The sequence below is a fragment of the Lysinibacillus irui genome (genome assembly GCF_028877475.1).
GTDB classification, from domain to species: domain Bacteria; phylum Bacillota; class Bacilli; order Bacillales_A; family Planococcaceae; genus Lysinibacillus; species Lysinibacillus irui.
Window position 1 is genome coordinate 1,838,934 of the sequence record NZ_CP113527.1, and the last position, 14,807, is coordinate 1,853,740.

Below are 14,807 nucleotides of genomic sequence, written 5' to 3' on the forward strand. Positions count from 1 at the left end.
AAGATGAGTAAAAAAAATTTAATCATGGCTTTTGGTATTTCAGCATTTTTATTAGGTAGTGGGCATACTTACGCTAAACAAATTCAGAAAGATGCAGATGCATCAGTAAAATCCGCTCAAATAGTTAGCACACAAACCGACGAAACAATAAAACAAAAAAGTAACGAGCAACCAACGCAATTTAGTTTTACTGATGAGGCCTTCTTTACAACAAATAGTCAGCCTGATTACTTTGCTAATGATTTTTTAAATAATTCAGACCTATTTTCTTTATTAGATATGACTCCAGGAGAATTGAAACAAAATTTGGATACTGGTAAATCGGTTGTAGAAATCGCAGCATCTAAGAATATATCTACACAAGATGTAATAGAAGTTATAGCAAAAGAACAATTAAAACGACAGTTTGAAGGAGAAGAAAAAGAAGCAACAGAAGAAATGATAGAAGATTTAAAAGTAAAAGTGTTACATGTAATTGAATACAAAAGTAATTGATCCATACAAGGAGGTAATAATTATTTGTAGCATTTTAGAAAAAAGTTAAACTTTGATTAGTAAGAATACAGATTATACAAACGTTTGTTTGTATAATCTGTTGTTTTTTATAGATTGTGAATTTATCTTTGATATAAAATTTTACCTTCTGTTTACTTTATTTTTTCCTGTAATTGGTTTTCGTTACATATAATGATTAATAAGGGCGACAAAGAGTTTTCGTTGTTCCTAATAATCTTAAGCAAACCTAACAAGGAGGCAATTCTGTCATGAAAAGAAAACTATCTGGGGTGTTAGCGGCTTCATTAGCGCTAACGATATTCCTCCCAACTAACGCGGTGGCGTTTTCTAGTAGCAGTCAGACTACCATTGTAGCTAGTCAAGAAGTAGTGGCTAGCCAAGAATTGAAAAAGATTGCAGCAGAGAAGGCTGCATTACTCATGAAATCCTATGAGACAATTAGTGTACAGTATGCGCTAATTGATAATGGCAAAATCGTTTTGTCGGGTCAAACCGGCAAGAACGATATAAAAGGGAAGCAGCCGTTAACCAAAGATACGCTATATGGGATTGGCTCAGTTAGTAAAGTATATACAGCGGCAGCTGTAATGAGATTGGTTGACGAAGGAAAAGTCGATTTGGATACGCCTGTTTTCCACTATGTTTCTGATTTCAAGATGAAGGATGAGCGGTATAAAAAAATTACGCCGCGTATGTTATTGAACCACTCTTCCGGCATACAAGGTACTATGTTTACTAATGCATTTTTATTTGAGGATAATGATACCTATGCCCATGATAACTTGTTGCGACAATTATCCGACAAGACCTTAAAAGCAGATCCTGGTGCATTTTCAGTATACTGTAATGATGGCTTTACTTTGGCCGAAATTTTAGTTGAAAGAGTTAGCGGTTTAAGCTTTACAGAATTTCTACACGAGCAGTTTACAGAACCATTAAAGCTCCATCATACAAAAACGCCACAGGATAATTGGGAAGATGCAAAATGGGCTGGCCTTTATTTTCCAACATACAAGGGGCAGCTTCCTGCTGAATCCGTAAATGTAATTGGCACAGGAGGGATTTCTTCAACTGCGGAGGATGTGGTGCGATTCTCACAATTATTTATGGGACAGGGAAAAGGAATCCTCTCTGATAAAGCAGTCAAAGCGATGGAGCAAGAGGAATATAAAAAAGGTATGTGGCCAGGCGATGGAGATAATAGTATCAACTATGGACTTGGATGGGATAGTGTGAAGCTTTATCCATTCAGTGAATATGGGATAAAGGGCTTGGCTAAAGGCGGCGACACGGGTTACAACATGCTTCACTAGTGGTGCTTCCAGAACAGAAAATGGCGGTGGCTGTATTATCATCAGGTGGCAGCAGCGTGACAAATCAAATGATGGCTAATGATTTATTGCTCACAGCCCTAAAAGAGAAGGGTACAATTAACGAGATTAAGCCAAACAAATCCTTTGGCAAGCCGAACAAGGCAAAGATGCCTCAAGATGTAGCAAAGAAAGCGGGCTTATATGGTAATAGTTACGGTCATTTCAAAATAGAAATTACAGAATGGGGAACTATTATTACCAAATTATACAGAAGAAAAATTTGTATATACCGCAGATGGTAGCTTTATGAATGAGGAGGGTACCTCCAAGCTTAACTTTGTCAGTGAGAAGAATGGAAGAACTTATTTGAAAGAGAGTACCTATCAAACAACACCAGGTTTTGGGGAAGTTGCGGTGACTCACTATTTAGCTGAGAAACTAGAAGACAATGTACTGTCGAAGGAAACAGCTGCTGCATGGGCGAAGCGAGAGGGCGTTAAGTTTTATCTCGTGAATGAGAAATTCAGTTCGGCTCAATATCTTCTACCAATGATGCTTATCAAACAAATTAATCGCGATGACAATTTTGAAGGTTATTGGGAGAGCAGAAAAATTACTGGCCCAAACTCTGCGGGACATCAACTCCAGATTCCTGTGATGAATGGTCGTGATATGACAGAAGCTCGTTTCTATAGTGAAGACGGTGTTGAATATATGGAGATGGCCGGATTGTTATACGTTAGTGGGTCAAATTTAAAACCACTTGATTCAGGTCAATCATCCAAAGTTACACTGCATGCAAATGGTCAAGCTAAATGGTTTACAATACCACAAGCGGCAGCAGGAAAAACGATGACTGTGTCGTTGCCTTCCAAAAGTTCATTCGCGGTATATGATGAGGCAGGAGTATGTGTCAATTTTACCGTTGTGAGTGGCAAAAACAAAGTAAAACTGCCGAAGAACGGAACGGTTGTATTTGCCGGCGCAGCTAACTCGGAATTTACCATCACGCTGAACTAACTAGCATACTTAACAAAACCAGTTATTACAGAAAAAAAGTGTTTAGCTGGTTTTGTTTAATCCTTTCAGATTGATTTCTTGGCGAAGCATATTTCTCCCCCGATTGGAAATTAAAAATTTTGAAGGGTCTTCTTTCAAAGATTTTAGTAAGTGATATTTTATATTGTTTACAGTAAAATAATAGTAGAGTATTTCACTTTAAACTCAACTAATCTGATTAGTTGGGTTTTGTGTTTTTCTAGAAAAATCTACTAAACTTTTAAAAGAAGATGTGATGATCAATGGGGAAAATCGCCATTTTGGCAGAGAAACCTTCTCAAGCAAGAGCCTATGCCGATGCATTTAAAATTAAACAAAAAGAGAAAGTATTTATTGAATTGGAACCGTGTTCTACTTTTCCTGAAGGAGCCATCATTACCTGGGCAGTTGGTCATCTTGTTGAGTTAAAGGAACCGAAAGAATATCAAAAGGAATGGGAGAAATGGTCGCTGTCCTCATTACCGATCATTCCGCAGAAATTTGAAGATAAAGTCGTTTCTAAAATGTATACACAGTTCAATGCTGTAAAAAAAATCTTTCATGATCCGCAAGTGACGATGATCTATAACTGCTGTGATAGTGAGCGTGAGGGTTCAAATATCTTTTACTCCCTTTTAAAAATGACGAAAGTAAATAAGCCTGTGAAACGATTATGGATCAATTCATTAGAGGTGGAGGAAATTCGGAAAGGCTTTAATAATATGCAGAGTAATGAGCGTGATTTGCTGATGTATCAAGAAGCAAAAACGCGTCAAATTAGCGATTGGCTCGTAGGGATGAACTGTAGTCGCCTCTATACACTACTTTTACAGAAGAAAGGCTTTAAGGGGAGTATCTCCATTGGACGTGTGCAATCGCCAACTGTCTATCTAATTTATAAAAGACAGCAGGAAATTGAACAGTTCAAGCCTGAACATTTTTATGAAATTGAAGGGGTTTTTAAAGCGCAGAATGGTGTGTACAAGGGGAAAGCCAAGTTAAAAACAAAAGAGCGTGCAGAGGCCGTGCAATTCCTGCAACAACATGGGATTGAACCAATGGATATAGGTCAAATTACGAGTGTCACGAACAAAACGAAACGGATTGCACCGCCCAAACTACATGCACTATCCACATTACAAGCAGCTGCCAATAAACGTTGGAAATATAGTCCGTCCTATGTGTTGAAACTTACGCAATCACTTTATGAGAAAAAGCTTGTTTCTTACCCACGTACCGATTCACAGCTCATTACGCAAAATGAGTTTGCCTATTTAAATGAATCTCTGGGTAACTATCAAAAGCTTGTAGGGAAGTCCTTTCATACGATCAATCGAGGGTCAAACAAACGTTACGTCGACAATGCCAACGTTGGGGAGCATTATGCCATAATTCCAACGAGAAAGGTACCGACAGAAAAAGCGCTACAATCGATGAATACGGATGAACGCAATGTTTATTTCGAAATCATCAATACGACACTGGCCATGTTTCACCATGATTATGAATACGATGAAAAAACGATTATCACAAATGTCAAAAATGTAGAATTTAAAACGGTAGGGAAAACGGAGCTTGTAAAAGGCTGGAAAGAGTTGTTTTCAAGTGATAAAGACGTGCAGGCTCGTGACGAGTCATTACCTGTCGTAAGCAAAGATGAAATGGTACAATGTCAGGTCGCTATTTTAGAAGGCACAACAACCCCTCCTAAGCCCTATACAGAAGGGCAACTCATTACGATGATGAAAACATGTGGTAAATCCGTGGAGAATGAAGAAGAAATCGAGGTACTCAAATCGATTGAAGGTATTGGGACAGAAGCAACTCGGAGCGGCATAATTGAGACGATTAAAAAGCATGGATTTATTGAAGTACGAAAAAACATCGTGAGCATAATGCCAAAAGGAGAGCTTTTATGTCGGGCCATTGAAGGAACATTGCTGTCCAGTCCATCGATGACAGCAAAATGGGAAATTTACTTACATAAAATTGGACGTGGCGAAGGCTCTGCAAAGCATTTTATTGATAGTATTGGCAAGTTTATTAATCAATTAATACAGGATGTGCCTCAACAGCTAGAGTCACTTACAATTGAAGCTGAGCACTTTAAACCAGCTGCTGCGAAAGAGATTGTGACGTGTCCAACATGTAAAGTAGGAAAAATAGGTTTGCGCAAAAGCTTTTATGGCTGTTCGAATTATAAAAATGGCTGTAAGCAAACGTTCCCAGAAAGGCTACTAGGCAAAAAACTAACGGAAAAGAACATACATGATTTATGCAAGATGGGTAAAACTGCCGTGATGAAAGGCTTTAAATCAAAAAATGGTAAACCATTTAATGCGGCACTCCGCTTGGTAGAAGGAAAGATTGAATTTGAGTTTAATGAAAAATAAACGCTGATGTTTGCTTTGAAGAATGAGTTTGCTGAAGGGTAGTTTTTGAAGGTTATTTCAATTTTGAAAGTAGGATAGCTCGTTCACTATAGAACATGCTATCCTATTTTTATGTGATATGGAAAAAAGGAGTAATGTGATGACTACAATTAAAGAGATTGGAAGCTTCTGTGTTACGGATAGTGATGGACACATTATTAATCATTCAGATTGGAATAAAATCAACTCAATTTTTCATCCTGTAATAAACGATGTGGTTCATACGTATTGCACCCTTCTTCAAGATGACTTACATAGCGTATATAAGGGGATCGATTCCAAAAGGGATAGGTATTGAAGGAGTAGCTGACTTAGACACGATAGCGGTTACGAAGCAAAAACCTAATAAACTGCAGTTAAAGCGGATAAAAGAAGTGGAAGATGCATTAACTCAGAACCATACTTGTGTCGATGGGATTGAACTAAGTGTTTACTGCAAAGAAGATATTTTAAATACGACATCTTTTTCAATCATTAGTTTCATACTCCAAACCCATAGTATATGTGTGTTTGGAGAGGATTTAATACCTCTATTACCAAGATATAAAGCGAACGAAGCTTTAGCGAATGACCACCTTATTCATTTACAGGGACAAATTAAAATTGCCTATGATGACCTTCAAGACAATTCTGATGTAGAGGATATTAAAGATTGTTGTAAATGGATTATGAAAATTATTGTAAGAGCAGGACTTGCACTTACCATAGCTAAGGAAAACACATATACAAGGGATTTATACCCCGCTTACAGATTGTTTTCGGAATGTTTCCCTGAAAAGGAAAGTGACATGAGAAAGGCACTTGAATATGCGATAACACCCATCAAAGATACAAACGAATTGTTATTGTTTTTAAATGAATTTGGGTCGTGGATGGTCAGTGAAGCTGATGGTTACAATGCCATAACCCTAATAGAGAATTAAAGCTGAAATGGTAATAGTTTGGTTGAATAACAAAAAGGTAATCACATGCACGCTTGTGATTACCTTTTATTTTAACATTCTTAGTAATGCTCATGGCATTATCGAAGACCCAATCGGAATTAAAATACAATATTTTACTTTTCAAAGGGATTGTTGATGTAAGGGCCTTTAATAGTAATACGCATTAACTGCGTTGCCATAAATTTGGGCGTATACGGCATGTCATTTTCTAACCACCAAACAATCACCTCGAGAAAGGCAGCAGCATAAAAACGTTCAGCCATCTCACGGGGCACTGTCAGCTTTTGATCGTCAGGCTCCATAAATTGAATACCACTTGAGACAAAATTAATAATAATGTCTTTTAGGCCATCAGAAAAATAAGGGATATTTTTTTCCGTAAGATACACTTTATAAAGCTTACTATTTGATGCAATTTGCTCAAACAAACGCATAAATGTGTCATGTGGCTGATCGTAATTAGGTAATAAATCAAACTCCTTTTTCTCTTCAAAATTTGGGTGAATACAACGAACTAATTGCTGTAAAGTTTCCATAGAGCTTTGATAGAGAAGGTCTAATTTATCGCGAAAATGTAAATAAAAAGTAGCTCGGTTTAAAGTGGCTCGTTTTGTAATATCTTGTACTGTAATTTTCTCATAGCCTTGTTCATCGATTAATTCCACCAGTGCATCTCTCAATAATTGGCGTGTTCTTATTACGCGTGGATCCATTTTTTTCGACATTTTTAAGCTCCTTGTATTAAATGATCGATTTAATCAACGTTTTAAATTCTGTTGTTGCGAAAGCGTCACATTCGCGATCACTGTTGTTTGCCCTTTTCAAATAGCACGTTATAATTATATTAACGACACGGTGTCGATAATACAACTAGTTGTTAACATGTTCACGAATTGTTCATTTATAGATAAAGGAAAGGAAGTTTTAATATGGGTCGTTTAAATGGGAAAGTAGCAATTATTACAGGAGCGGCAATGGGAATGGGCGCATCAGAGGCAAAATTATTTGCTCAAGAAGGGGCAAAGGTGATTGCAACAGATGTACAAATCGAGCCATTGAACAACTTAGTTAAAGAAATTAAAGAAAACGGCGGAGAGATTATTGGTCTTCAACATAATGTGACTTCTGAAGATGAGTGGAAGGCAGTAATCGCAGAGGCTGTAAAGGCTTATGGTAAGGTGGATGTTCTTGTAAACAATGCAGGCGTTTCATCACCAAAAACAATTGCTAATATGGAAATGGATGAATGGAATAAAGTCATGGACATTAACCTTAATGGCTGTATCATCGGTATGAAATATGTCATTCCTGAAATGCAAAAAGCTGGTGGCGGCTCCATCATCAATATTTCTTCGATCGGTGGTATCGTAGGAATGGCTGGGACAAGCCCCTATACCGCAGCAAAAGGCGCACTACGCGTTCTTTCTAAATCGGCTGCGATCGAATACGGCAAAGATAAAATTCGCGTAAATTCTGTGCACCCAGGTATTATCGTTACACCAATGGTAGCACCTACCATGGAAGAGGGCGGTGCACTGCCATTCTATCAAACTTACACACAACTACCATACTTCGGTGAACCTGAAGATGTAGCGTATGGCGTAGTCTTCCTAGCATCAGACGAATCCCGCTTCATGACAGGCGCAGAGCTAGTCATCGACGGCGGCTGGACAGCAATTTAATAGAGTACAAGAAAAACTAGGCGACACGCAACGTGAGCCTAGTTTTTTTGTTGAATTAAGTGAATACCCGCGGAAGCGAAGCGAATACCCGCGGAAGCGAAGCGAATACCCGCGGAAGGGAAGCGAATACCCGCGGAAGAGAAGTGAATATCCGCGGAAGAGAAGTGAATCCCCGCGGAAGGGAAGCGAATACCCGCGGAAGCGAAGTGAATATCCGCGGAAGCGAGGCTAATACCCGCGGAAGCGAGGCGAATACCCGCGGAAGCGAGGCTAATACTCGCGGAAGAGAAGTGAATCCCCGCGGAAGAGAGGCTAATCCCCGCGAAGGGAAGCGAATACCCGCGGGAGAGAAGTGAATCCCCGCGGAAGAGAGGCTAATCCCCGCGGAAGAGAGGCTATTACTCGCGAAGGGAAGCGAATACCGCGGGAGAGAAGTAAACACCCGCGGAAGAGAAGCGAATACCCGCGAAGCGAAGCGAATACCCGCGGAAGGGAAGTGAATACCCGCGGAAGCGAAGCGAATACCCGCGGAAGAGAAGCGAATACCCGCGGAAGGGAAGTGAATACCCGCGGAAGCGAAGTGAATATCCGCGGAAGAGAGGCTAATCCCCGCGAAGGGAAGCGAATACCCGCGGAAGAGAAGTGAATACCCGCGGAAGAGAAGTGAATATCCGCGGAAGAGAAGTGAATACCCGCGGAAGGGAAGCGAATACCCGCGGAAGCGAAGCAAATACCCACGAAATCAGATCCACACGCTAGAAGTAAAATCCCATTCAAATCAACGTTGTGAACAGGCAAAAGAGCACAAACATAGTGGATAATTGTGCATATCATAGGGGGAGAAAGCGTTTTCTTCATTTATATAGAAGAAAGTCAGAACGGAAAATTTCACGATTATGTGAACGTCACGAAAAAAAATTCACAAAAACCTTAACTATTTCATATGAAATCCGTATAATAAATCAAACAGTACGAAAAATGTCCATATTTCTCGATAAATTGCGTGAATTTTTTAAATTGTATTGACGTAGGAAACGATAATTTGTACACTGTGTACATTCAATTGTTTTTTGGAGGCATACAATTAATTTGAAAAAGTTAGGATTTGATAGATATGATCGTGTGTAAATTTGGTGGAACATCTGTAGCAAGCGCAGAACAAATTCAAAAAGTGGCAAACATTGTGAAATCTAATCCGGCACGTAAGATCGTTGCCGTTTCAGCACCAGGGAAACGTTCTGGTGACGATATAAAAGTAACAGACCTATTAATACAATTAGCAAATGCAGCGTTACAACAAGAGAATACGGAAGAAAAATTGCAGACTGTTGTGGATCGATTTAGAGCGATTGCGGATGGTTTGGGGATAGATTATGCCATTTGTGACGTGATTGCGGAAGATTTACGTGAACGTGTACAAGGTGACAAAACAAACGTGGAATTATTCATTGATAGCATTAAAGCGGCAGGTGAAGATAATAACGCCAAGCTCATTGCTGCCTATTTTAACGCGATTGGTATGCCCGCACGCTATGTCAGTCCTAAAGATGGGCTAGTGGTAAATGATTTACCTGAACGAACATTTGCTTTACCAGAAGCGTATGCTAATTTAGCCCCTTTAAAAGATACAAAAGAAATTATTGTTTTCCCAGGTTTCTTCGGTTACACTAGAGCGGGCGTATTGCGAACATTTGACCGCGGTGGCTCTGATATTACAGGCTCCATCTTAGCAGCAGCTGTTGAAGCGGAGCTCTATGAAAACTTTACGGATGTGGATTGTGTGTTCTCTGCGAATCCGAAAGTCGTCAATGATCCAGTGGAAATTAAAGAAATTACGTATCGCGAAATGCGCGAATTATCATATGCAGGCTTTTCAGTGTTCCATGATGAAGCGTTAATGCCTGTCTACAAGATTGGGGTGCCAGTTAACATAAAAAATACAAATAATCCATCAGCCCCAGGTACACGTATTGTACCAAGCCGTCCTGCAACAGGTCGTCCAGTTACAGGTATCTCGGCAGACAGTGGCTTTTCAACTTTATATGTCTCTAAATATTTGATGAATCGTGAAGTAGGCTTTGGACGAAAGCTACTCCAAATTTTAGAAGATGAAAATATTTCTTATGAACACACACCATCTGGTTTAGACGATATTTCTGTCATCATGCGTTCAAATCAACTAACACCAGAAAATGAAGCACGTATTATTAGTCGTGTAAAAGAAGAGCTACATGCAGAGTATGTAGAAATGCGTCACGGTTTTTCAATGATCGTGATTGTTGGCGAAGGGATGCGTCATAATACAGGATTAGCTGCCCGTGCTGCCACAGCGATTTCAAGAACTGGCGCAAATATTGAAATGATCAATCAAGGTTCTTCTGAAGTGAGCCTCGTGTTCGGTGTCCTTCAGGAATATGAAAACCGCATTTTACAAGCGCTTTATGAAGAATTTTTTGCGCATGCGAATGCATAATGACACAATCATCACTAATCCAAGACTTTCTAGCTTGGATTAGTGTTTTCTTTTTGCTGAGAATACGGTAAAATCGAGGGCGTACATAGTTGGGAGGGGTTTTTCGTGAAGAATTTAACAATTGGTATGCTTTTTTCGATTATTGGGATACTTTTTGTCTGTTTAACGATTATGGATATTTTACCGTCGTCGACAAAAACAATGAAAATTGTTTACATAGGCATTGGTTGGGTCTTTATTATTATTGGCTCTGTGATCCGCTTTAAAAATCTGAAACAGAAGCAACAATAACGCTTTGAAAATGGAATTGTGGCAATAGGCAAAGTTATGATACAATTTCAAAGAAAATAAATAATTTGAGTATTATGAAGTTGTTATTCTGTACAAACGTTCAGAAGGTTCAAATTTTAATAAAGAATCGACAGTACAAATTCTTCTTTGTAAGAATTTGTTTTTTTTTGTTCTATTCCATATTTATCGCGAGGAGGCGATCGATTGCCTATACTGACAAAGGATTGCATTCAAATTTTTGACCAATATGTGGCCCTACAAACCGATTCACCTATGAAGGTTGTATCCTCAGCCATGCATAATCCTGGCTTTGGTCATTATACCCATCTACTGAATCGAACGGTGCCTATTACCTATGATGAGCGACAGCCACATCTTGAATTACAGCAGTATTTGCAGGCACAACACTTTCCATTAGACAACACGGTGGCGATGATGACGGCAGTCCAGGCCAAGTTTGCGACCATTCGTGACTTTACATATGAAGGTATTCAGCTTGTCGTTATGATTACTGCGGGATTAGGAAATGCGGTGGATATTACGCGGGCTTTTCATCGGGAAGAGCAGTACCATGCAGGCACCATTAATACATGGCTAGTCATTAATGGAAAACTATCTGATGAAGCGTTATTTCAAGCCATGATTTCAACAACGGAAGCCAAGGTCAAAGCGTTAATGGATGAAGGGATTACAGACCCAACAACAGGCACACAAGCTACAGGTACTTCTACTGATAGCTTGTTGATTGCTTCAACAGAAGAGGGAGACTTTCATCAATATGCTGGTCCTATTACCATGCTTGGTAAGGTCATCGGTTACGGTGTCTATGAGACAATGCGTGAGGCGATCAGCAAATACAAAAAAGATAAAGAGGAGAGGGCTTTATGATGGCTATCGTAATTGCCTGTATCATTGGGCTTTTGTTTGATTTACTCGTAGGAGACCCTCCTAAACTCCCTCATCCTGTACGCTGGATTGGACACTTGATTCAATCGCAAACGGCGCTCTGGAATAAGGGCAAATGGCGAAAGCTGCGTGGCATGGTGATGGCTCTTGCAGTCGTAGGCACGACCATGTTTGTGGTGACATTGATTTTGCTTCTTAGCTATCAGGTAAGTATTATTTTTGGCATCCTTGTAGAGGGACTTCTCATTGGGATTGGCCTCGCTCAGCGGAGCTTGAAGGAGGCTGCGATGGCTGTATATGAGCCACTTGTTAAAGGTGACTTTGCAGAGGCACGTGTCAAGCTGTCGTGGATTGTCGGTCGTGACACCGATAAGCTGGGAGAAGATGAGATTGTGCGTGGTGTAGTAGAAACGGTGTCTGAAAATACAAGCGATGGTGTGACAGCTCCACTTTTTTATGCCTTCTTATTTGGTGCAATTGGTTTATGGGGCTATAAGGCTGTCAATACATTAGATTCAATGGTTGGCTATAAAAATGACAAATACAAAGACTTTGGAATGTTCTCGGCAAAGCTCGATGATGTATTGAATTTTATTCCAAGTCGAATGACAGGCTTCCTTATTGTCCTTGGCACGAAAAATGAAACGGATCGAACGCTTGGCAAGCGGCTAAAGATTTGGGCACAGGACGCTAAAAAGCATCCAAGTCCAAACAGTGGCTATTTAGAGGCAGCGACGGCCGTTCAGCTAGGTGTGCAGCTTGGTGGGAAAAATACGTATCAGGGGGTTGTCTCTCATAGGGCTATTATGGGAGAAAAATTAGTCCCTTTGACGAAGGAACATATTGCAACATCTATTATTCATATGCGTATTGCCACAATACTCTTTACGCTTGTGATGTTAGCTGTGGAGGTGCTTATTTATGCCATTACCTAATCACGGAGCAAATCCGCACAATGTCTATCAGCAATTAGGCTTAACGATGCCAGAAGTAGTTTATGATTTTAGCGAAAATGTCAATGCTGAGGGACCACCAGCCTTTGTAGAGGCTCGTTGGCGAACACTTTATTCGCTTATTCAGCGCTACCCAGATCCTGATGGCGAGCCTTTTTTAACGAAGGTTGCTGCTTTTCATCAGGTCGCAAAGGAGACGATTTTACTAGGCAATGGGGCATCAGAGCTCTTTAGTGTAGTAGCAAGACGCTATGTGGGCAAGCGTGTCATTATCGTACATCCAACTTTTTCTGAATATGAGCGAACATTGCGGGCTGCAGGTGCGGATATTGTGCCTATTTTGGTGACTGATTTTATTCATTACACATTGCCAATGGATGTGCTCAAGGAGGAAATGGAGAAGGCGGACGCTCTTTATATTTGTACGCCAAATAATCCAACAGGGGTATTACCGAAAAAAGAAGATTTACTCGCTTTAGTGGAGCACGGAAGAAGTGTTAGCTGTGAGCTTGTGATCGACGAGGCCTTTATGGATTGGGTGGGTGAAGCGTATTCTATGATTCATCATTGCGCGCAAAATCCACATGTGATAGTGGTGCGTTCGATGACCAAAATGTATGCGATTCCAGGTTTACGACTTGGTTATTTAGTCGCGCATTCTTCCATTGTAAGCACTTTAAAGGACATGCTGCCTCATTGGAATTTAAATGCCTTTGCACTTGTGATTGGTGCAGGCTGTTTAGATGAACAGCAGTATTGTCAGCAGGCGATTGCCTATGCGACAACACAAAGAGGGCGATTACATCAGTATTTACAAGAAAACGGCTGTCAAGTAACGAACAGTGTGACGAATTATGTGTGCTTCACGTTACCACAAGGACAGCAGGCCGATCCCTTTTTCACGTATTGCCTTGGACAAGGGGTTGTCTTACGTCATACAAAAAACTTTCAAGGGTTACAGGGTGAATGGTTCCGTATAGGGATAAAAGATATTGCGGCCATGACTTCTTTACATAATTGTCTGCAAGCTTGGTTTAACGCAAATAAGGGGAGAGAAAAGTGACAACTTTTTATCTAGTAAGACATGGGGAAACACAATGGAATCAAGAGCAACGACTACAGGGCTGGCTGGACTCTCCATTAACGGAAAATGGTAGAGCAGCAGCACAAAGACTTCACAAGCAACTCCAGCCTATTCAGTTTGCAGCTGCTTATTGTAGCTCAAGTGGACGTGCAAGGGAGACGATGGACATTTTGACCACTAAGCGCAAGCTTCCGATTATTTATGAGGATGATTTACGTGAAATCTATTTAGGGGATTGGCAAGGCCAAACAATTGAAGACATTCTCGCCAATCATAAGCTTGATTATGAGCTCTATACTAATTACCCAGCACAGTTTGTTGCAACACATACGGAAAGCTTTGGTGCTGTGACAGAAAGAGCCATGTTTACATTAAAGAAAATAGCGGATCAACATCCCGATGAAACGGTTCTCATTGTCTCTCATGCAGTAACCATTAAATGTATCGTTAACGCTATTTTACAGCGAAGTATAAGTGAGCTATGGACAGCCCCATACATTCATGGAACAAGTGTGACAGTGATTGAACGACAAGAGCAACAATGGGCTGTGAAAGAAATTGGCAATCTTCATCATTTACAATAGGAGGTGTCCTGATGCCACTCATTTTTATTACAGGTGGTGTTCGTAGTGGGAAATCCCATTTTGCTGAGCGAACAGCGATTCAGCATTACCAAGTACAGCTAGGTCCCACAAAACGTTTAATTTATCTGGCTTCTGGCATCGCCTTAGATCGAGAAATGGCTAAGCGGATTGACCGACATCAGGCAGATCGGCAGGCACAACCTGTGCAGTGGCTAACGGTGGAGGTACCCTATGACATGGCAGAGGTTTTAGCAACACTCCAAGATGGGGATGTGGTGCTGTGGGACTGCGTGACAACGTGGCTAACAAATGCTTTTTATGAGGGCTTTGACAGTGGTACGCCATGTATAGATCAGCCAGGCTGTTTAGAAAACAAGCTACTGAACATCAAACAGGCCATCCTTTCATTACTAAATAAGGATGTGACTTTTTTAGTTGTCTCCAATGAACTGTTTGATGAGCCACCATATGATAGTGATGAAGTAGAGTTATACCGACAAACACTCGGGCAATGGCATCAATGGTTCGTTGCCATTGCACAGGAGGCCTATGAAATGAATTATGGTATTGTAAAGAGATGGAAATAATCGA

General features: G+C 40.3%; 11 protein-coding genes and 2 pseudogenes. 12 read left to right on the top strand and 1 reads right to left on the bottom strand.

What is annotated here, in order from left to right:
- Positions 1 to 3: 3 nt before the first annotated feature.
- The 4 genes and pseudogenes from OU989_RS09010 (at position 4) to OU989_RS09025 (ending at position 6,222) form a co-directional block, all read left to right on the top strand.
- Complete coding sequence (locus OU989_RS09010) at positions 4 to 495, top strand: hypothetical protein (protein ID WP_274796806.1); 492 nt, start codon at positions 4 to 6, stop codon at positions 493 to 495.
- 269 nt (positions 496 to 764) lie between these two features.
- Positions 765 to 2,849, top strand: a pseudogene (locus tag OU989_RS09015) (serine hydrolase domain-containing protein).
- 281 nt (positions 2,850 to 3,130) lie between these two features.
- Positions 3,131 to 5,260 carry a type IA DNA topoisomerase gene (gene topB, locus OU989_RS09020; RefSeq protein WP_274796807.1) on the top strand — a complete coding sequence of 710 codons (2,130 nt, stop codon included), beginning with the start codon at positions 3,131 to 3,133 and terminating at the stop codon, positions 5,258 to 5,260.
- A gap of 139 nt (positions 5,261 to 5,399) precedes the next feature.
- Positions 5,400 to 6,222, top strand: a pseudogene (locus OU989_RS09025) (nucleotidyltransferase).
- A 134-nt stretch (positions 6,223 to 6,356) separates the two neighbouring features.
- On the opposite strand, the gene OU989_RS09030 reads toward OU989_RS09025, so the two are convergent.
- Positions 6,357 to 6,968, bottom strand: coding sequence for a TetR/AcrR family transcriptional regulator (locus tag OU989_RS09030; RefSeq protein ID WP_274796808.1), 612 nt, complete (start codon positions 6,966 to 6,968; stop codon positions 6,357 to 6,359).
- 204 nt (positions 6,969 to 7,172) lie between these two features.
- On the opposite strand from OU989_RS09030, the gene OU989_RS09035 reads away from it, so the two are divergent.
- The 8 genes from OU989_RS09035 (at position 7,173) to OU989_RS09070 (ending at position 14,803) form a co-directional block, all read left to right on the top strand.
- Entirely contained in the window at positions 7,173 to 7,925 is a 753-nt protein-coding gene (locus OU989_RS09035) for a glucose 1-dehydrogenase (RefSeq protein WP_274796809.1), read from the top strand.
- A 1,114-nt stretch (positions 7,926 to 9,039) separates the two neighbouring features.
- Entirely contained in the window at positions 9,040 to 10,398 is a 1,359-nt protein-coding gene (locus tag OU989_RS09040; protein ID WP_274796810.1) for an aspartate kinase, read from the top strand.
- 105 nt (positions 10,399 to 10,503) lie between these two features.
- Positions 10,504 to 10,689 carry a hypothetical protein gene (locus OU989_RS09045; RefSeq protein WP_016994978.1) on the top strand — a complete coding sequence of 62 codons (186 nt, stop codon included), beginning with the start codon at positions 10,504 to 10,506 and terminating at the stop codon, positions 10,687 to 10,689.
- Between the two features lie 204 nt (positions 10,690 to 10,893).
- A complete protein-coding gene (locus OU989_RS09050; protein WP_274796811.1) occupies positions 10,894 to 11,577 on the top strand; it encodes an adenosylcobinamide amidohydrolase in 684 nt (227 codons plus the stop codon).
- Positions 11,574 to 12,530, top strand: coding sequence for an adenosylcobinamide-phosphate synthase CbiB (gene cbiB, locus OU989_RS09055; protein WP_274796812.1), 957 nt, complete (start codon positions 11,574 to 11,576; stop codon positions 12,528 to 12,530). Before OU989_RS09050 ends, cbiB begins: the two co-directional genes overlap by 4 nt.
- Entirely contained in the window at positions 12,517 to 13,611 is a 1,095-nt protein-coding gene (locus OU989_RS09060) for a pyridoxal phosphate-dependent aminotransferase (protein ID WP_274796813.1), read from the top strand. The genes cbiB and OU989_RS09060 overlap by 14 nt, the downstream gene beginning before the upstream one ends.
- On the top strand, positions 13,608 to 14,216 hold the full coding sequence (locus OU989_RS09065) for a histidine phosphatase family protein (RefSeq protein ID WP_274796814.1): 609 nt from the start codon (positions 13,608 to 13,610) through the stop codon (positions 14,214 to 14,216). The genes OU989_RS09060 and OU989_RS09065 overlap by 4 nt, the downstream gene beginning before the upstream one ends.
- Before the next feature lie 11 nt (positions 14,217 to 14,227).
- Positions 14,228 to 14,803 carry a bifunctional adenosylcobinamide kinase/adenosylcobinamide-phosphate guanylyltransferase gene (locus OU989_RS09070; RefSeq protein WP_274796815.1) on the top strand — a complete coding sequence of 192 codons (576 nt, stop codon included), beginning with the start codon at positions 14,228 to 14,230 and terminating at the stop codon, positions 14,801 to 14,803.
- Positions 14,804 to 14,807: the final 4 nt, after the last annotated feature.

Coding starts and splice junctions, on each gene's coding strand:
- OU989_RS09035 (WP_274796809.1), top strand. CDS start 7,173: ATGGGTCGTTTAAATGGGAAAGTAGCAATTATTACAGGAGCGGCAATG.
- topB (WP_274796807.1), top strand. CDS start 3,131: ATGGGGAAAATCGCCATTTTGGCAGAGAAACCTTCTCAAGCAAGAGCC.
- OU989_RS09040 (WP_274796810.1), top strand. CDS start 9,040: ATGATCGTGTGTAAATTTGGTGGAACATCTGTAGCAAGCGCAGAACAA.
- OU989_RS09010 (WP_274796806.1), top strand. CDS start 4: ATGAGTAAAAAAAATTTAATCATGGCTTTTGGTATTTCAGCATTTTTA.
- cbiB (WP_274796812.1), top strand. CDS start 11,574: ATGATGGCTATCGTAATTGCCTGTATCATTGGGCTTTTGTTTGATTTA.
- OU989_RS09060 (WP_274796813.1), top strand. CDS start 12,517: ATGCCATTACCTAATCACGGAGCAAATCCGCACAATGTCTATCAGCAA.
- OU989_RS09070 (WP_274796815.1), top strand. CDS start 14,228: ATGCCACTCATTTTTATTACAGGTGGTGTTCGTAGTGGGAAATCCCAT.
- OU989_RS09030 (WP_274796808.1), bottom strand. CDS start 6,968: ATGTCGAAAAAAATGGATCCACGCGTAATAAGAACACGCCAATTATTG.